Source organism: Streptomyces sp. NPDC041108 (assembly GCF_055592645.1).
In genome coordinates this window covers 116,553-133,551 of record NZ_JBVIYK010000014.1, presented here as the reverse complement: position 1 = coordinate 133,551, position 16,999 = coordinate 116,553, and the positions used below count along the sequence as shown (strand labels likewise).

Sequence of the window (16,999 nt, the reverse complement as noted above, 5' to 3'; positions counted from 1 at the left end):
CACTCTCTGGAAACTACGAAGGAGCGCCTGACATGGCCGCCACCCAGGAAGAGATCGTCGCCGGTCTCGCCGACATCGTGAACGAGATCGCCGGCATCCCGGTCGAGGACGTCCAGCTGGACAAGTCCTTCACCGACGACCTGGACGTCGACTCCCTGTCCATGGTCGAGGTCGTCGTCGCCGCCGAAGAGCGCTTCGACGTCAAGATCCCGGACGACGACGTCAAGAACCTCAAGACGGTCGGCGACGCGACCGACTACATCCTCAAGCACCAGGCCTGATCCGGTGGGATCGGGTCCGTCCCGATCCCACCGCGGAGCAGTCCGTTTGCCCCGCCACCCGGCGGTGGCGCCGCTGAATCCTCGTAACCGTTGGAGAAAACTCCCGTGAACTCGACCAATCGCACCGTGGTCGTCACCGGTATCGGCGCAACCACACCGCTGGGTGGCGACGCGACTTCCACCTGGGAGGGTCTGATCGCCGGCAGGTCCGGCGTCCGTCCCCTGGAGCAGGAGTGGGCCGCCGACCAGGCGGTCCGCATCGCCGCGCAGATCGCCGTGGAGCCGATCGAGGTCATCCCCCGGCCGCAGGCCCGCCGTCTGGACCGCTCGGCGCAGTTCGCGCTGATCGCGGCCAAGGAGGCGTGGGCCGACGCCGGTTACACGGAGACCTCCGCCGACGACGGCACCGTCGACGCGGACCGTGTCGGCGCGGTCATCGCCTCCGGCATCGGCGGCGTGACGACCCTGCTCGACCAGTACGACGTGCTGAAGGAGAAGGGCGTACGCCGCGTCTCCCCGCACACCGTGCCCATGCTGATGCCCAACGGCCCGTCCGCCAACGTCGGTCTGTACGTCGGCGCGCGCGCCGGTGTGCACACCCCGGTCTCCGCCTGCGCGTCGGGCGCCGAGGCCATCGGCTACGCCATCGAGATGATCCGCACCGGCCGCGCCGACGTCGTGATCGCCGGTGGCACCGAGGCCGCCATCCACCCGCTGCCGATCGCCGCGTTCGGCAACATGATGGCGATGTCCAAGAACAACGAGGACCCGCAGGGCGCCTCCCGTCCGTACGACACCGGCCGTGACGGCTTCGTCCTCGGCGAGGGTGCCGGTGTCGTCGTCCTGGAGTCGGCCGAGCACGCGGCGGCGCGGGGTGCCCGGGTCTACGCCGAGGCCGTGGGCCAGGGCATCTCCGCCGACGGCCACGACATCGTGCAGCCGGAGCCGGAGGGGCGGGGCATCGCGCACGCCCTGCAGAACCTGCTGGACCGCACCGACCTGGACCCGGCGGAGATCGTGCACGTCAACGCGCACGGCACGTCGACGCCGGCCGGTGACATCGCCGAACTGAAGGCGCTGCGCAAGGTGTTCGGTGACGACACCGACCACTTCGCGGTGTCCGCGACCAAGTCCATGACCGGGCACCTGCTCGGCGGTGCCGGTGGGGTGGAGACGGTGGCGACGGTGCTCGCGCTGTACCACCGGGTGGCTCCGCCGACGATCAACGTGAACGACCTCGACCCCGAGGCCGAGGCCAACGCGGACATCGTGCGCGGCGAGGCGCGGAAGCTGCCGGTCGAGGGCCGTATCGCCGCCCTCAACGACTCGTTCGGGTTCGGTGGGCACAACGTGGTGCTGGCGTTCCGGACGGTGTGATTCGTGCGCTGACGCGCGTGTGGCCCGGGTCCCTTCCAGGGATCCGGGCCACAGCTGTCGGTACGTCAGGTGCCTCTCGCGGCGCGGTTCCCCGCGCCTTGACGGGTCGTCAGACCACCTGGTGGAGCCAGCGGACCGGGGCGCCCTCTCCCGCGTGTCTGAAGGGCTCCAGTTCGTCGTCCCAGGGCTTGCCGAGGAGCTTGGCGATCTCGGCCTCCAGGTCCGTCTCGCCGCGCTGGGAGCGGGTCAGGGCGGCCCGGAGGCGGTCCTCGGGGATGAGGATGTCGCCGTGGATGCCGGTGACGGCGTGGAAGATGCCGAGGTCGGGGGTGCAGCTGTAGCGCTCGCCCTCGGCGGTGGCGCAGGGCTCGGCGGTGACCTCGAAGCGCAGGAGGTGCCAGCCGCGCAGTGCGGAGGCGAGCGTGGAGGCGGTGCCGGCCCGGCCCTGCCAGGAGAACTCGGAGCGCCAGGTGCCCGGGGCGGCCGGCTGCCGGATCCAGTCGAGGTTCACCCGGGCCCCGAGAACGCCCGCGACGGCCCACTCCACGTGCGGGCACAGCGCACGCGGCGCGGAGTGCACGTACAGGACTCCACGTGTGGTCACCGGGGCCTCCACAGAGCAGGACGGTTTGCGATTCGACGGATCGGCGGTGGCCGGGCGGCCACGGGGCGAGGCTACCGTGCGGCGGGGCAAGGAGTGTGACGTACCGTCGGAGCAAGGGCCAGGATGCGGTGCTGTTTCACCCGGCGGGACGCGTGCCGGACTCCCCGCCGCGGGTCCGGTGGTCTGTCTCCCGGGACGACGCGGCCACCTGTGGGGACGCCTGTGCGGATGGAACGGTTCCGCCTTCTGTCGCATCGGACCCACGGCTTTCGCTTCCCGGGAACTCCCGCGCGTTGTCATGGGTGGGAGCCAGTACGTGCGGGACCGACCGAGGGGACCAGGGGATGCGGAAGCGACGCCACCGTTCGAGGGCGGTGTTCGGCGCGGCCTTGGCGGCGGTCCTGCTCGGCGTGTCGGGGTGTGACGCCACCGGCGGCGACTCCCCCGGCCCCGAGGGGACGGGACCGAGAGCGAAGCCCTCCGCCTCGCCCACCCCCGCCTGGGACAGCACCCCCGAGTCACTGGCCGCCGTCGGGGACTCCATCACCCGGGGCTTCGACGCGTGCCAGGTGCTCTCCGACTGCCCCGAGGTGTCCTGGGCGACCGGGACGAAGGCCTCCGTCGACAGTCTCGCCGTGCGGCTGCTGGGTGAGGCGGGGGCGACGCGGCGGAGCTGGAACTACGCGGTGACCGGGGCCCGGATGGCCGATCTGCCGAGCCAGATGGCCCGCGCGGTCTCCCGTGAGCCGGAGCTGGTCACGGTGATGATCGGCGCGAACGACGCGTGCCGGGCGACCGCCGCCGCGATGACCCCGGTCGCCGACTTCCGAGCCGACTTCGAGGACGCGATGACCACCCTGCGGAAGAGCCTGCCCAAGGCGCAGGTGTTCGTGGCGAGTGTGCCGGACCTGAAGCGGCTGTGGTCCGAGGGCCGTTCGAACCCGGTCGGCAAGCAGGTCTGGAAGCTGGGCATCTGCCCGTCCATGCTGGCCGACCCCGACCTTCTCACCACTGCGGCGGGCGAGCGGCGCGACGCCGTCCAGGGCCGGGTGGAGGCGTACAACGACGTGCTGCGCGAGGTGTGCGAGAAGGACCGCCACTGCCGCTACGACGGGGGCGCCGTCTTCGCCTACCGCTTCGGACAGACCCAGCTCAGCCAGTGGGACTGGTTCCACCCGAGCGTGGACGGGCAGGCGCGGCTGGCCGAGATCGCGTACCGGATCATCAGCAGGAAAGGCTCGTGACCTGGGGTTCTGCCGTGACCTGGGGTTTCGCTCATGAGCGACCTCTTCGACACGCTTGCCCCGGGGGGCGGGGCCGGGTCCGGCCGACCCGGGTGAGTCCGGACGGGCAAGTGGGCTTCCCGGGCGTCCGGAGGTGTCCGCCACGTACACGCCGGCGGAGCCGCACGGTGACACGGCCCCGCGCCCCTGACGGGGGCCCTGCCGGCCCCGGTCCCTATGCCTCGATCGTCACCCGCGTGCGGCGGTCCCCGATCGAGCGGCCGGCCTCCACCTCGTACGAACCCTTCACGTACACCCACGCGTCGGCCGTCTCGTCCCAGATCTCGAAGGCTCGGCGCGGGAGAGGGATGACGGCCTCCGTGGATTCGCCGGCGGCCGCCTCGACCGTCGCGAAGCCCGCCAGCCAGCGGGTCGGGCGGGTGGCGTCCGCGGTCGTGGGGGCCAGGTAGAGCTGGACGGTCTCGCGGCCCTCGCGGGTGCCCGTGTTGCGGACGCGTACCGTCGCCGTCGTTCCGGTGACGTCGAGGGACTCGTACGTCCAGTCGGTGTAGCCGAGACCGTGACCGAAGGGGTACGTGGGGGTCCTGCCCTCCCTGTCCCAGGCTCGGTAGCCGATGAACACGTCCTCGTCGTAGCGGAGTTCGCCGGCGGTGGGGGTTACCTGGGTGATCGGGGCCTCGGACAGGGAGCCCCAGGTGGTGGGGAGACGGCCGCCGGGCTCATGGGCGCCGGTGAGGACGTCGGCGAGGGCGGCGCCGCCCTCCTGGCCGGGGAACCAGGTGAGCAGGACGGCGGCGACCTCCTCGCGCCACGGGAGTTCCACCGGGGAGCCCGCGTTGACGACCACGACCGTGGCGGGGTTGGCGGCGGCCACCGCGCGGACCAGGTCGTCCTGGCGGCCGGGGAGGCGGAGGTCCTTGCGGTCGAAGCCCTCGGACTCGACCCGTTCGGTGGTGGCCACCACGACGACGGCCGTGTCGGCGGCGCGGGCGGCCTCGACGGCCTCGGCGATCAGGTCGTCGGGGTCGCGCTGCGGTTCCTGGTGGCACAGCGAGAAGGCCAGCATCGTGATCGGGGCGTCGGCGGCGAGTTCCACGACATGGGTGAGGGAGACCCGCACCGGTGTGCCCTCGGTCAGTGCGACCTCGGCCAGCGGGACGGGGGCGCCGAAGAACGACACGAAGGGGTCGTCCGTGTCGGTGGTCCGGACCCCGTCGAAGTGGGTCGTGCCGTCGACGGTGAGGGTGTAGGCGCCGAGGCCCTTGACGCCGAAGGTGTGCGTGCCGGTCTCGCGCGGGGTGAAGGTGCCGGTCACCTCGACGGTGTGCAGGGTGGTGCGGGTGACGCCGTCGGGCAGGTCCGAACCCATCCACTGGATGTGGCCGTTGGGGGCGGAGCGCGTGCCGATGACCGTGCCGGCGGCGTCACGGCAGACGGCCCGGAGCGTGAACCCCTGGTCGGCGACGGCCAGTTCCTCGTTGGGGTCCGCGCCCAGGGCGTACGTCAGCGCGCCCTCGGGGAGGGCGGCGGTCAGGCCGTCGAGGGGGGAGACGACGCGGGAGGGGAAGACCGTGGCGGAGCCGCCGCCGAGGACGCGGGCGTCGCGGGCCGCGGCGCCGATGAGGGCGGTCCTCGTGCCCTGCTTCAGGGGCAGGGCCGCCCGGCCGTCCCGTACGTCGTTGCGGACCAGGACGAAGGAGCGGCGGGCGACCTCGCGGGCCAGGGCCTCGCCGTCGACGGGGGCGGGCAGGTCGGTGACGGCCGGGGCGGCGCCCTCCAGGATGCCGACGCGGGCGGCCAGCCGCAGGACCCGGCGGACCGCCTCGTCGAGTGCGGCCCGCGTGACCTCGCCGGCGCGGACGGCGGCCGCCAGAGGCTCGCCGTAGACGGTGGCCGGGCCGGGCATGGCGACGTCGAGGCCGCCGGCGAGGGCTCCGGCCGTGGAGCGGGCGGCCAGCCAGTCGGAGACGTTGAAGCCGTCGAAGCCCCACTCGCCGCGCAGGACCTCGTTCACGAGGTGGCGGTGCTCGGTCATCGTGGAGCCGTTGACCTGGTTGTAGGCGGTCATGATGCCCCAGGGGTGGGCGTTCGCCACGATCGCCTCGAAGGGGGCCAGGTACAGCTCGCGCAGGGCGCGTGCGGAGACCAGGTTGTTCACCGTGAAGCGGTCGGTCTCGGCGTCGTTGGCGACGAAGTGCTTGACGGTCGTACCGACCCCGCCGGTCTGGACGCCGGTCACATAGCCCGAGCCGATCTCCCCGGTGAGGTACGGGTCCTCGCTGTACGCCTCGAAGTGACGGCCGCCCAGCGGGGAGCGGTGCAGGTTGACCGTGGGGGCGAGGAGGACGTGGACACCCTTGCGGCGGGCTTCCTGGGCGAGCAACACCCCTGCCCGGCGGGCGAGTTCGGGGTCCCAGGTGGCGGCGAGGGCGGTCGGGGAGGGCAGCGCCACGGACGGGTCGTCGGCGGTCCAGCGCACCCCTCGCACCCCGATCGGCCCGTCGGACATGACGAGGGAGGCGAGGCCGATCTCGGGGAGCGCGGGCAGGGTCCACATGTCCTGTCCGGACAGCAGCCTCGCCTTGGCGTCGAGGTCCAGTCCGGCCAGGGCCTTCTCCACTGCCGCCTCGCGCGCCTCGTCGGCCGGGGTGGGGTGGGTGCCCGGGGTTGCCGCCATCGCGGTGCCTCCTCGTCGAGTCCGGTCGTCCCCTCATCGTGCATCGGTTACCTGTAGAGCGGTAGGTTTTGTTATCTTGCAGTAATTTTCTCTCTCGGCCGGCGGGACCGGATGCCGTACGGTGACGGCATGAGCGGCACCGGCAGGACCAGGGGCGTCCGGGGCGAGGAGCGGCGCGCGGAGATCGTGCTGGCGGCCCTGGAGGTGATCGCCGAGCGGGGTTACCGGGGCGCGAGCATGGCGGCGGTCGCCGAGCGCGTCGGGCTGACCCAGCAGGGCCTGCTGCACCACTTCCCCACCAAGGACGCCCTGCTCGTCGCCGTCCTGGAGGAACGGGACCGCTGGGACGCGCTGCCCGACAGCACGCTGCGGCTCGATCTGCTGGGCTCCCTCGTCGAGTACAACGCCATGCGGCCCGGCATCGTCCAGACCTTCTCCGCGCTGCTCGGCGAGAGCGTGACCGAGGGCCATCCCGCGCGGGAGTTCTTCACGCAGCGGTACGGGCGGGTGCGGGGGGCCATGGCGCAGGTGCTGCGCGCCGAGTACGGCGACCGGCTGCCGAGCGGTCTCACGCCGGAGCGGGCGGCGCCGCTGCTGGTGGCCGTGATGGACGGCCTGCAGTACCAGTGGCTGCTGGATCCGGGGTCCGTCGACATGCCGGGGGCCTTCCGGGACTTCCTGGCACTGCTGGGCGAGGACCCGGGCTGAGGCCGGCCGCGCGCGCGTACCGCCGGGCCTGCCGTGGTGGCCGAAGGTGGCGTGGCGCGCACCCCTCCCGTCACGCGATACTGCCGCGGTCCGGAGCGAGACCCCCACGGCACGACAGCGACGGAAGGACCCCGAGTCCCTTGACATCCCCACTGACTTCCCGGCGGGCCCGCGGCACGACGATCGGCCTGGCGGCCCTGCTGGCCGGTCTCTGCACCCCCGCGTCCGCCACTGCTCCCGCCGCCCCCTCCCCCTCGGCCGCGTCGGCGGCGGCCCCCACCGTCGAGGAGCAGCGGCTCGACCGGGCCGTCCCTCAGGAGATCCTGCGGCGGTCCGGATTCGGCACCGTGGCCTCGGAGTTCGGGCGGGCGCTGGACGGCGCGCGGTCGTACGCCCAGGCCGAGCGGATCGTCGTACGGGAGGGTGCGCGGTTGTGGAGGCGGGCCGTGGACCGGGCGCAGGGGCGCGGGCCGGCGGGCGGTGATCTGAGCCGCGACGACGACCGGCCCCTGTACTGGGCGCGGTTGGGCATGACCCGGGAAGTGCGGGGCTGGACGCCGGAGTTCGGCCTGTCGGACGGTCAGAGAGCCGCACTGACAGGCGCGTTGGAGCAGGCGTCCCGGGGGCAGGACTCCCTGAACCACCCCCGGGCAGGCAAGGGGGTGAAGCGGGTTCTCGTCACCGGGTTCGATCCGTTCACGCTGGACCGGGACGTGCGGATCTCCAACCCGTCCGGGGCCGCGGCCCTCGCCCTCGACGGCACGGTGATCCGGACCGCCGACGGCCCCGCGCGCATCGAGACCGCCGTCTTCCCGGTCCGCTGGCAGGACTTCACGGACGGCACGGTCGAGCGCACCCTGCGGGGGCGACTGCCCCGGGTGGACCTCTTCGCGACCGTCAGCCAGGGCCGGGTGGGGCGTTTCGACGTCGAGCGGACCAACGGGGCCTGGCGCGGCGGCTTCGCCGACAACGACAACATCGGCCGCACCGGGACCGTGCCGGTGACCGACCCCGCCGGCCAGCCCCAGTGGACGACCACGACCCTGCCGTACGCCGACATCGTCGCGGCGGAGACGGGCCGCTTCCCGGTGTACGACAACACGAGCGTGACCGAGATCCCCGCGGGCGGCACGACGGCGGTCGTACGGCCGGACGGGCCGACCCCCGGCTCGACCGCGCGGGCCGGGGGCGGCGGTGACTACCTCTCCAACGAGATCGCCTACCGGGCGACGCTCCTGCGGGACCGGCTGGGGCTCGGCGCCTCGCTGCCGGGCGGGCATGTGCACACGCCCGTCCTGCAGTTCGGCGCCGGCAACACGGACCCGGCGACCGGGACGGTGACCGATCCCGCGTTCGTGCGGAACCGGCTGGACATCATCGCGCAGGTGCGGGCGATCGTGACGGTGGCCGTGGAGGCCGCCGCGACCGGTTCAGGGGCCGCCCGGGGGACGCGGGACTGACGCGGGGTCCGGGCGTCGGCGCCGAGGATCTGCTTCAGGCGCCGACCCCGGGCTTGCGGAACATGCTGTTCTGACCGTGCTGAGGGGGGACGCGGTGGCGCTCGTCCTCGTCGGCCGTCTCCTCGCCCAGCAGGTCGCGGGCCATGAGGGTGGCGCCCGCGACCGCGCCCGGCATCAGGAAGACGGCGACGAACGGCACCAGGAAGGCGAGGCCCAGCGGGGTGCCGAAGCCCCAGATCAGGGTCTTGCGGGAGCGCAGGAGGGCGAGCCGGTCGCGGAGTTCGACGCGGCGGCGCTGGAGGGCCACGGCGGTCAGTTCCTCGGTGAGGAAGAAGCCGGTCACCATGAAGCCGATCACGGGGACGACCGTCTGGCCGACGAACGGGACGAAGCCGAGGCCGAAGAGCAGCAGGGCCCACACCAGCGCCCGTACGACGATCCGGAGGCTGTCCCGGCCCGAGATCCACAGCTCCCGCCACAGCGGCAGGCCGGACTCCGGTGCGGTGCCGTCCGGGGAGACGTCCCGGTCGACCCTCTCCGAGAGGCTCTCGTAGAAGGGCTGGCCGATGAGGAGGGTCACCGCGGTGAAGGTGACGACCGCGAGGGCCAGGGCGAGGGCGAACAGCACGGCGGTGAGGAGGCCGCGGAAGAGGCCGGCCCAGGGGCTGGACCAGTCGTCCGCGAAGGGGGTCGCCCAGGTGACGAAGTCCGGGCCCCAGACGCCGAGCGCGACCAGGGCGCCGAGGTAGAGGACGAGTGTGATCAGGCCCGGGATCAGACCGAAGCCGTACTGCTTGCCGTGCCTGGCCACCCAGCGTTGGCCCTGCACGAGGTACTGGAAACCCACCCCTAGATCGCGCATGGGGCAAATTTTACCCAGCGGGGTGCGGGCGGTCCGCGGTGGGAGCGCGGGCGCGCGGTCCGGGGTGCTCAGGGGGCGAAGGCTCCTTCCTGTCCGAAGGCCAGCTTCGCGAAGCGTTCGCCGATGAGGCGGTGGGTCTCGGCGTCCGGGTGCAGGTCGTCCGGCAGCGGGAGGGCGGCGGTGTCGCGCTCGCCGTACAGGGTGAGGCCGTCGAGGTGATGGAGGTTCGGGTCCTCGGGGGAGCGCTGGGCCACGATCGCCGCCAGTTCCTCGCGGACCACCTTCAGGGTGAGCCTGCCGGGGGTGGGGTCGTCCGGGTCGCCCATGGCGCGGAAGCGGAGGCGGCCCTCGGCGAGGTCGGTGAAGTCGGGGGCGCTGGGGCCGGGGGTGTCCTCGTGGATGGGGCAGAGGATCGGGGAGACGACGAGGAGGGGCGCGGTGGGGTGGCCGTCGCGGATCGTGTCGAGGAAGCCGTGCACGGCGGGGGCGAAGGCGCGCAGCCGCATCACGTCGTGGTTCACCAGGTTGATGCCGATCTTGACGCTGATCAGGTCGGCGGGGGTGTCCCGGATGGCGCGGGCGGTGAAGGGGTCGAGGAGGGCGCTGCCGCCGAGGCCCAGGTTGACGAGTTCGACGCCGGCGAGGCCGGCGGCGTGGGCGGGCCAGATCTCGGTGGGGCCGGCCGCGTCGGAGCCGTGGCTGATCGAGCTGCCGTGGTGCAGCCAGACCCTGCGGCCCCGGTCCGGGACGGGCTCGACGGGGGCGTCGGTGCGCAGGGCGAGGAGTTCGGTGGTCTCGTTGTGCGGGAGCCAGATCTCGACCGTCTTGAGGCCCTCGGGGAGGTCCGTGAAGCGCACGGTGCCGGGTGGGCCGGGGCGGTGCTCGGACCGTCCGGTGGTCATGTCGAGGGTGATGGTGTTGCCGTCCGGCACGCTCGCGCGGGCGGTCAGCCGGCCGTCGACGAGGAGGTCGTACAGGCCGTCCGGGCGGGGCGGGGCGCCCACGTAGGCCCGCTTGGTGCGCAGGGCGTCCAGTTCGACGGCGGTGGCGCGGGTACGCAGGACGAGGCGTACGCCGGAGGGCTGGGACTCGACGACGGCCAGCTGCGGATCGGTGCACTGGGCGCGGGCCCGGGCCGGCAGCCGGTGCGGCAGCACCCCGCGCTCGGTGCGCTCCAGCTCCAGGGCGCCGCGCAGGAGGTCGGCGGTGAGCGGGGTGGTGATCCAGTGGGGGCCGGTGGGGTTCTCGGAGTTCGTGGGCATGACCTGACCTGACGATCGGTGGGGTGGAGGGTCCGGCGGTGCGTGGCGTGGGGCCGCCCTCTGCATCAACCGGGGGGCGGGACCGGCCAGTTGCGCAGCAGGGCGTCGAGGGCGTCGAGGATCCGGTCCCAGCTCTCCTGCGAGTCGGGGGCGCTGTGGCTGAAGCCGCCGGCCGACTCCAGGCTGACGTACCCGTGGAAGACGCTGCCGAGGAGGCGGACGGCGTGGGTCTGGTCCGGTTCGGTGAGGTCGTAGCCGCGCAGGATCGCCCGTGTCATCTGCGCGTGCCTGCCGCCCGCACTGGCCGCGGCGGCCTCCGGGTCCAGTCTCAGCCGGGCCGCCGCGTAGCGGCCGGGGTGTGCGCGGGCGTAGTCGCGGTACACGTTCCCCAGCGCCGCCAGCGCGTCCTTCCCGGCCCGTCCGGCGAGCGCGGCGGCGCCCCGGTCGGCCAGTTCCTCCAGGGCGAGCAGGGCGATCCGGGTCCTGAGGTCCTGGGAGTTGCGCACATGGGAGTACAGACTCGCGACCTTCACGTCGAACCGCCGGGCCAGCTCGGACACGGTCACCTCCCCGAACCCGATCTCATCGGCCAACTCCGCGCCCGCCAGGGCGAGGCGCTCCGGGGTGAGACCCACGCGTGCCATGACCGTCCTTCACTCGACCGGCGTCGACGGGCGTCGACTGGATGGATTATGCAATTGCCTAAAGCTTTTAGGCAAGAGACCTCAAGCCTTAGGAGGGTGCCCCGACATCGGCGCGAGGCTCCGGTGGACACGACCGCATACCGCTGGCCGCTCCCGCCCCTCCCCCACGGTCGCCCGGAGTCACCAGGGGAATTCACGCAGGTGGGGCGGGTGTTGGTGGTGGGTGGGGGATGGGTGGAGCCGAGGAGAGGGAATGGGTATGAGTGAGGGGACCCGGGCGGTCGGTGTCCAGGGGACGGTCGCCGATGGCTTCGAGGCGGTGCGCGAGGCGTTCGCCGTGTTCGTGGCCGGTGAACGGGCGGACTACGAGGGGCAGTTGACCGCGTATGTGCACGGGCGGCGGGTCGTGGACCTGTGGGCCGGCCCCGAGGCGGAGACCGGTGGCGACACGCTGCACGGGGTGTTCTCCTCGACCAAGGGTGCCGCGCATCTCGTCGTCGCGCTCCTCGTCCAGGACGGTGTGCTGGAGCTGGACCGGGAAGTCGCCCACTACTGGCCGGAGTTCGCGGCCGAGGGCAAGGGGGCGGTGACCCTGCGGCAGCTGCTGGCGCACCGCGCGGGGCTCGTCGGCACCGATGCCGGGTTCACGCTGGAGGAGCTGGCGGACGACCGGGTGATCGCCGAGCGGCTCGCCGTCCAGCGCCCGTTCTGGCGGCCGGGCACGGCCTTCGGGTACCACGCGCTCGTGATCGGCGCGCTCACCGGAGAGGTCGTACGGCGGGCGACGGGGCGCACGCTGCAGGAGGTGTACGAGGAGCGGGTGCGCGCCCCGTACGGGCTCGATCTCTTCCTGGGGCTGCCGGCCGAGCACGAGCCGCGCTTCCGGACCGTCCTGCCGATGACGCCGACGCCCGCGCAGCAGGCCGAGCTGGACGCGGTACCGCGCGGGCCGCACACGCTGGCGTCGATCGCGTTCAACTCCCAGGTGCCGGAGCCGGGCGAGCTGACGGACTTCCCCAACGCGCGGATCGTGCGGGCGAGCGGGCAGTCCTCGGCGGGCGGTGTCGGCTCGGCGCGCGGGCTCGCCGGGATGTACGCGGCGGCCATCAGCACGGTGGACGGCCGTCCGCCGCTGCTGAAGCCCGACACCATCGGCGAGTTCGGCCAGATACACTCCGTCGGCCACGACCTGGTGGCCCGCGCCCCCAAGGCGTTCGGCCTCGGCTTCCAGGCGACCGCCGAACTCGTCCACCCCTTCCTCGGCGCCGGCGCCTTCGGCCACAGCGGCGCCGGCGGCTCCCAGGCCTTCGCCGACCCCCGCAGCGGCCTCGCCTACGGCTACACCCGTCGCCGTATGGCCTTCCCGGGCGGGGCGGCGCCGGAGAACGCGGGGTTCGTACAGGCCGTGCACACGGCGGCGCTGGCGCTCTGAGAGCCGCGAGTCGGGCCCGCGGCCCGGCCGCGCGCACACGAACGGAGTCCGCACCCCACGTCCAGGGGTGCGGACTCCGTCATGTGCAACGAACGTGAGCGGGCGTCCGTCACGGGGTGGGGCTCAGAGCTTGACGATCATCTTGCCGGTGTTGTCGCCGCGCAGGACGCCGAGGAATGCCTCCAGGTTGTTCTCTATGCCCTCGACGACGGTCTCGCGGTACTTGAGCGCGCCCGAGGCGACCCAGGGGCCGACCTCCTGGACGAACTGCGGCTGGAAGTCGTAGTGGTCACCGACGAGGACGCCCTCGACGCGCAGGCGGTTCTGCAGGATCTTGACCATGTTGCGCGGGCCCGGGGTCGGCTCGGTGGAGTTGTACTGGGAGATCATGCCGCAGATCACGGCCCGGCCCCGCAGGTTGAGCGCACCGATCGCGGCCTCCAGGTGCTCACCGCCCACGTTGTCGAAGTAGACGTCGATGCCGTCGGGGGCGGCCTCCTTGAGCTGCTCCCACACGGGGCCGTTCTTGTAGTTGAAGGCGGCGTCGAAGCCGTACTCCTCGACGAGGAGCTTGACCTTGTCGTCGGAGCCGGCCGAGCCGATGACCCGGGAGGCGCCCTTGAGCTTGGCGATCTGGCCGACCTGGCTGCCGACCGCGCCGGCGGCGCCGGAGACGAACACGGCGTCGCCCTCCTTGAAGGCGCCGACCCGCAGCAGGCCCGCGTAGGCGGTGAGGCCGGTCATGCCGAGGACGCCGAGGTAGGTGGAGAGCGGCGCGGCGTCCGGGTCGACCTTCACGGCCTGCTTGGCGTCGATCGTGGCGTACTCGCGCCAGCCGCCGAAGTGCAGCACGTGGTCACCGACGGCGATGCCGTCCGCCGCCGAGGCGACGACCTCGCCGACGGCGCCGCCCTGCATGACCTTGCCCAGCTCGAACGGGGCGACGTAGGACTTCGCGTCGCTCATGCGGCCACGCATGTACGGGTCCACGGAGAGGTACGTGTTCCGTACGAGGACCTCACCCGCGCCGGGCTGCCGGATCTCCGCCTCGACCAGGGCGAAGTCCTCGTCCTTGGGCCAGCCGACGGGGCGGCTCAGCAGGTGCCATTCGCGGCTGGTGGCGGGGAGGGCGGGGGTGTCGGACATGGGGGTGGGCCTTCCTGCGGGTGCGTGGTGCGAACGGTGGTGCATACCGTGCGGTTACTTCATTGACTGAAACAACCATGCTCCTGAATATTTCATGTTGTCAAGTAAAGAGGTAACCTCGACCCCATGCCCACGCAGAAGACGACCCCTCGCGTCGACCCCTTGACCATGGAGGTCGTCGAACTCATCGGCACGGTGGTGGCCCGCTACCACGAGGAGTACGAGGACGCCGCCGCCGAGCACACGCTCACCGGCGCGCAGGCCCGCCTCCTCGGCCTCCTTTCCCTGGAACCGCTCCCCATGCGCCGCCTCGCCCAGAAACTCCGCTGCGAACCCTCGAACGTGACCGGCATCGTGGACCGACTGGAGACCCGGGGCCTGGTGGAACGCCGCCCCGACCCCGGCGACCGCCGCGTGAAGCTGGCCGCGGCCACGGCCGAGGGCCGCCGGGTCGCCGCCAGCCTGCGGGACTCCCTGGACTTCGCCCGGGAGCCGCTGGCGGGGCTGAGCACGGCCGAGCGGGAGGTGTTGCGCGACCTGCTGCGGAGGATGGTCGGCGCATAGGGCCGCCCGGTATCGTGTAATGCATGCCGAGCCAGAGTGACCCTTACGACCTGAGCATGGGCGTGCCCTCGGTCGAGGTCTTCCGCCGTCTGCGTACCGATGCGGGCCTGTCCGACAAGGCCCCCGAAGCGGTCGCGCTCGCCCTGCCCCGCACCTGGCACGGAGTGGTCCTCCGGCACGAGGGGCGGCCCATCGGCATGGGGCGTGTCATCGGGGACGGCGGTACGGCGTTCCAGATCGTCGACATCTGTGTGCACCCCGCCCACCAGGGCCGCGGCCTCGGCAGGCGCATCATGGCCGCGCTCACGGAGGAACTGGAGCGCCGGGCGCCCGCCACCGCGTACGTCTCGCTGATCGCGGACGGCCCGGCCCGCTTCCTCTACGAGAAGTTCGGCTTCGCCGACACCGCCGCGCACGGCTCGATCGGCATGTACCGCGTGATAGGCGGGGGTTCGCAGGGCCGCGGCGCGTAGGCGACCGGGCGGAAGAAACGCGTAGGCGATCGGGCGGAAAAAGGGGACGCCCGCCCGTTCCCGGGCGGGCGTCCCCCTTGCTCGGGCGACGTTCTCAGGTCTTCTTGCGTGCCGTCATCGCCCGCTGGATCAGGATGAACGCACACAGCAGCACACCCGTGGCGATCTTCGTCCACCAGGAGCTGAGGGTGCCCTCGAACTGGATGATGCTCTTGATCAGGCCCAGGACGAGGACGCCGAACAGGGTGCCGATGACATAGCCGGATCCGCCCGTGAGCAGGGTGCCGCCGATGACGACCGCGGCGATCGCGTCCAGCTCCATGCCGGTGGCGTGCAGCGGGTCGCCGGACTGGATGTAGAGCGTGAAGAGCAGGCCCGCCAGCGCCGAGCAGAAGCCCGACACGGTGTAGACGGCGATCTTGGTGCCGCCCTGCGGGAGGCCCATCAGCATCGCGGACTGCTCGTTGCCGCCGATGGCGTACACCCGCCGGCCGAAGCGGCTGTAGTGGAGGATGTAGAACGCCGCGGCCAGGACCACCAGCGCGACGATCGCGCCGACGGAGAGGAAGCCCACGCCCAGTTGTGCCTGCGCCTGGGCCAGGCTGCTCACCGTCGAGTCGTCGAAGGCGATGGACTCCTTGCTGATGACCAGACACAGGCCCCGGAAGAGGAAGAGGCCGGCCAAGGTCACGATGAAGGGCTGGATCTCGTAGTTCTGGATCACGTAGCCCATCAGGAAGCCGCCCAGGGCGCCCACGGCCAGGGCCAGGGGAATGACCGCCAGGATCGGCAGGCCCTGGCGTTCCACCAGCCAGGCCGTGAGCATCGTGGTGAAGCCGATGACCGAGCCGACGGACAGGTCGATGCCGCCGGAGAGGATCACGAAGGTCGCGCCGACGGCGGCCACCAGCAGGTAGCCGTTGTCGATGAACAGGTTGAGGAAGACCTGCGGTTCGCCGAAGCCGTAGTTCTGGTAGCGGCTCAGGCCCGTGATGTACATCGCGAGGAAGAGCACGGCGGTCACCAGGACGGGCAGCCGCCGGTCGGCGAGGAGTGCCGAGACCTTGGACGAGGACGCCGGTGCCGCGAGGGTGTCCTGGGACGGCGGGGTCTTGGTGGTCGCGGTCATCACGACACCTCCATCTTCGGGGCCGCGTCGGCGGGTGTCGTGGCGGTCTTCGCCGGGGCCGCGGGTGCCGTGCCGCCGCCGGCCGCGCCGGGCTTGGAGCCGAAGCGGGCGCCGAAGACCTTCGCGCGGAACTTCGGGGACTGGAGCAGGCAGACGACGATGACGACGACGGCCTTGAAGACCAGGTTGGTCTGGGTGGGCACGCCGATCGTGTAGATCGTCGTGGTGAGGGTCTGGATGACCAGGGCGCCGACGACCGTGCCGCCGATGGAGAACCGGCCGCCCAGCAGCGAGGTGCCGCCGATCACCACGGCGAGGATCGCGTCCAGCTCGATCCACAGACCGGCGTTGTTGCCGTCCGCGGCCGAGGTGTTGGAGCTGATCATCAGGCCCGCGATGCCCGCGCACAGGGCGCAGAAGACGTAGACCATGATCTTGATGCGCATGGACCGGATGCCGACCAGACGGCTGGCCTCGGCGTTGCCGCCGACCGACTCGACGAGGAGGCCGAGGGCGGTCCTGCGGGTCAGGGCCACCGTGATGGCGACGACCGCCGCGACGACGAAGATCGAGAAGGGCAGTGTCAGCCAGTAGCCGCCGCCGATCAGCTTGTACGGCTCGCTGTTGATGGTGATGATCTGACCGTCGGTGATCAGCTGGGCGACGCCCCGGCCGGCGACCATGATGATGAGGGTCGCGATGATGGGCTGGATGCCCATCCGGGCCACCAGGAAGCCGTTCCACAGGCCGCAGACCACGGCCGCCACCAGGCCGATGCCCATGGCCAGGAAGACCGCGGACAGCGCGTTCTGGTCGGCCTGGTCGCTGATGTACGAGCAGGTCAGCGCGCCGGTGATGGCGACGACCGCGCCCACGGAGAGGTCGATGCCGCCGGTGGCGATGACCAGGGTCATGCCGACCGCCACCAGGATCAGGGGCGAGCCGAACAGCACGATCGAGACGAGGCTGCCGTAGAGGTGCCCGCCGGTCATCTTGATCGCGAAGAAGTCGGGCGTGAAGGGGACGTTGACGAGCAGCAGTGCCACCAGGACCGCGACCGGCCAGAAGAGGTGGTGGTGCGTCAGCGCCCGCCAGCGGGATGCCGTGCCGGTCGTGGCCGTCGTCGCCACGGGTGG

16 protein-coding genes are annotated in these 16,999 nt (G+C 72.1%); 8 read left to right on the top strand and 8 right to left on the bottom strand.

Annotation, left to right across the window (positions count from 1 at the left end; translation table 11 throughout):
* Window positions 1–32 precede the first annotated feature (32 nt).
* Both ACZ6BB_RS32195 and ACZ6BB_RS32190 read left to right on the top strand, forming a co-directional pair.
* On the top strand, window positions 33–281 hold the full coding sequence (locus tag ACZ6BB_RS32195; RefSeq protein ID WP_007381745.1) for an acyl carrier protein: 249 nt from the start codon (window positions 33–35) through the stop codon (window positions 279–281).
* Between the two features lie 105 nt (window positions 282–386).
* Window positions 387–1,658: a beta-ketoacyl-[acyl-carrier-protein] synthase family protein gene (locus tag ACZ6BB_RS32190; RefSeq protein WP_471618642.1), complete on the top strand. Its 1,272-nt coding sequence runs from the start codon at window positions 387–389 to the stop codon at window positions 1,656–1,658.
* Between the two features lie 109 nt (window positions 1,659–1,767).
* Here the strand turns inward: ACZ6BB_RS32190 and ACZ6BB_RS32185 are convergent, their stop codons facing one another.
* Window positions 1,768–2,262, bottom strand: a complete 495-nt coding sequence (locus ACZ6BB_RS32185) for a DUF3145 domain-containing protein (RefSeq protein ID WP_471618641.1) — start codon at window positions 2,260–2,262, stop codon at window positions 1,768–1,770.
* Window positions 2,263–2,606: 344 nt separating this feature from the next.
* On the opposite strand from ACZ6BB_RS32185, the gene ACZ6BB_RS32180 reads away from it, so the two are divergent.
* Window positions 2,607–3,506, top strand: a complete 900-nt coding sequence (locus ACZ6BB_RS32180) for an SGNH/GDSL hydrolase family protein (RefSeq protein WP_471618640.1) — start codon at window positions 2,607–2,609, stop codon at window positions 3,504–3,506.
* Window positions 3,507–3,720: 214 nt separating this feature from the next.
* On the opposite strand, the gene ACZ6BB_RS32175 is transcribed toward ACZ6BB_RS32180, so the two are convergent.
* On the bottom strand, window positions 3,721–6,183 hold the full coding sequence (locus tag ACZ6BB_RS32175; protein ID WP_471618639.1) for a glycoside hydrolase family 3 protein: 2,463 nt from the start codon (window positions 6,181–6,183) through the stop codon (window positions 3,721–3,723).
* Between the two features lie 111 nt (window positions 6,184–6,294).
* Here ACZ6BB_RS32175 and ACZ6BB_RS32170 point away from each other — a divergent pair, with 111 nt between their 5' ends.
* Window positions 6,295–6,891 (top strand): TetR/AcrR family transcriptional regulator, encoded by a 597-nt coding sequence (locus ACZ6BB_RS32170; protein ID WP_471618638.1) that lies wholly within the window; start codon window positions 6,295–6,297, stop codon window positions 6,889–6,891.
* A gap of 140 nt (window positions 6,892–7,031) precedes the next feature.
* Window positions 7,032–8,351, top strand: a complete 1,320-nt coding sequence (locus ACZ6BB_RS32165; protein ID WP_471618637.1) for a pyroglutamyl-peptidase I — start codon at window positions 7,032–7,034, stop codon at window positions 8,349–8,351.
* Between the two features lie 34 nt (window positions 8,352–8,385).
* Here the strand turns inward: ACZ6BB_RS32165 and ACZ6BB_RS32160 are convergent, their stop codons facing one another.
* From ACZ6BB_RS32160 to ACZ6BB_RS32150, 3 genes are all read right to left on the bottom strand, one after another.
* A complete protein-coding gene (locus ACZ6BB_RS32160; protein WP_471618636.1) occupies window positions 8,386–9,213 on the bottom strand; it encodes an EI24 domain-containing protein in 828 nt (275 codons plus the stop codon).
* A 68-nt stretch (window positions 9,214–9,281) separates the two neighbouring features.
* Window positions 9,282–10,475, bottom strand: coding sequence for a GDSL-type esterase/lipase family protein (locus ACZ6BB_RS32155; RefSeq protein ID WP_471618635.1), 1,194 nt, complete (start codon window positions 10,473–10,475; stop codon window positions 9,282–9,284).
* Between the two features lie 65 nt (window positions 10,476–10,540).
* Window positions 10,541–11,119: a TetR/AcrR family transcriptional regulator gene (locus tag ACZ6BB_RS32150; protein WP_471618634.1), complete on the bottom strand. Its 579-nt coding sequence runs from the start codon at window positions 11,117–11,119 to the stop codon at window positions 10,541–10,543.
* A 259-nt stretch (window positions 11,120–11,378) separates the two neighbouring features.
* Between ACZ6BB_RS32150 and ACZ6BB_RS32145 the strand changes: the two genes are divergently transcribed.
* Window positions 11,379–12,551 carry a serine hydrolase domain-containing protein gene (locus tag ACZ6BB_RS32145; protein ID WP_471618633.1) on the top strand — a complete coding sequence of 391 codons (1,173 nt, stop codon included), beginning with the start codon at window positions 11,379–11,381 and terminating at the stop codon, window positions 12,549–12,551.
* Between the two features lie 123 nt (window positions 12,552–12,674).
* Here ACZ6BB_RS32145 and ACZ6BB_RS32140 read toward each other — a convergent pair whose 3' ends face one another.
* Window positions 12,675–13,697, bottom strand: coding sequence for an NADP-dependent oxidoreductase (locus ACZ6BB_RS32140; protein WP_471618632.1), 1,023 nt, complete (start codon window positions 13,695–13,697; stop codon window positions 12,675–12,677).
* A gap of 126 nt (window positions 13,698–13,823) precedes the next feature.
* On the opposite strand from ACZ6BB_RS32140, the gene ACZ6BB_RS32135 reads away from it, so the two are divergent.
* Window positions 13,824–14,261 carry a MarR family winged helix-turn-helix transcriptional regulator gene (locus ACZ6BB_RS32135; RefSeq protein WP_471618631.1) on the top strand — a complete coding sequence of 146 codons (438 nt, stop codon included), beginning with the start codon at window positions 13,824–13,826 and terminating at the stop codon, window positions 14,259–14,261.
* A gap of 23 nt (window positions 14,262–14,284) precedes the next feature.
* Window positions 14,285–14,734 carry a GNAT family N-acetyltransferase gene (locus ACZ6BB_RS32130; RefSeq protein ID WP_471618630.1) on the top strand — a complete coding sequence of 150 codons (450 nt, stop codon included), beginning with the start codon at window positions 14,285–14,287 and terminating at the stop codon, window positions 14,732–14,734.
* A gap of 94 nt (window positions 14,735–14,828) precedes the next feature.
* Here the strand turns inward: ACZ6BB_RS32130 and yjfF are convergent, their stop codons facing one another.
* On the bottom strand, window positions 14,829–15,863 hold the full coding sequence (gene yjfF, locus ACZ6BB_RS32125) for a galactofuranose ABC transporter, permease protein YjfF (protein ID WP_471618629.1): 1,035 nt from the start codon (window positions 15,861–15,863) through the stop codon (window positions 14,829–14,831).
* Window positions 15,863–16,993, bottom strand: coding sequence for an ABC transporter permease (locus ACZ6BB_RS32120; RefSeq protein ID WP_471618693.1), 1,131 nt, complete (start codon window positions 16,991–16,993; stop codon window positions 15,863–15,865). Before ACZ6BB_RS32120 ends, yjfF begins: the two co-directional genes overlap by 1 nt.
* Window positions 16,994–16,999: the final 6 nt, after the last annotated feature.

Excerpts from the sequence above, each read along its gene's own strand:
- ACZ6BB_RS32195 (WP_007381745.1), top strand. The coding sequence starts at position 33 with ATGGCCGCCACCCAGGAAGAGATCGTCGCCGGTCTCGCCGACATCGTG.
- ACZ6BB_RS32180 (WP_471618640.1), top strand. The coding sequence starts at position 2,607 with ATGCGGAAGCGACGCCACCGTTCGAGGGCGGTGTTCGGCGCGGCCTTG.
- ACZ6BB_RS32175 (WP_471618639.1), bottom strand. The coding sequence starts at position 6,183 with ATGGCGGCAACCCCGGGCACCCACCCCACCCCGGCCGACGAGGCGCGC.
- ACZ6BB_RS32170 (WP_471618638.1), top strand. The coding sequence starts at position 6,295 with ATGCCGTACGGTGACGGCATGAGCGGCACCGGCAGGACCAGGGGCGTC.
- ACZ6BB_RS32160 (WP_471618636.1), bottom strand. The coding sequence starts at position 9,213 with ATGCGCGATCTAGGGGTGGGTTTCCAGTACCTCGTGCAGGGCCAACGC.
- ACZ6BB_RS32155 (WP_471618635.1), bottom strand. The coding sequence starts at position 10,475 with ATGCCCACGAACTCCGAGAACCCCACCGGCCCCCACTGGATCACCACC.
- ACZ6BB_RS32150 (WP_471618634.1), bottom strand. The coding sequence starts at position 11,119 with ATGGCACGCGTGGGTCTCACCCCGGAGCGCCTCGCCCTGGCGGGCGCG.
- ACZ6BB_RS32145 (WP_471618633.1), top strand. The coding sequence starts at position 11,379 with ATGAGTGAGGGGACCCGGGCGGTCGGTGTCCAGGGGACGGTCGCCGAT.
- ACZ6BB_RS32140 (WP_471618632.1), bottom strand. The coding sequence starts at position 13,697 with ATGTCCGACACCCCCGCCCTCCCCGCCACCAGCCGCGAATGGCACCTG.
- ACZ6BB_RS32135 (WP_471618631.1), top strand. The coding sequence starts at position 13,824 with ATGCCCACGCAGAAGACGACCCCTCGCGTCGACCCCTTGACCATGGAG.
- ACZ6BB_RS32130 (WP_471618630.1), top strand. The coding sequence starts at position 14,285 with ATGCCGAGCCAGAGTGACCCTTACGACCTGAGCATGGGCGTGCCCTCG.
- yjfF (WP_471618629.1), bottom strand. The coding sequence starts at position 15,863 with ATGACCGCGACCACCAAGACCCCGCCGTCCCAGGACACCCTCGCGGCA.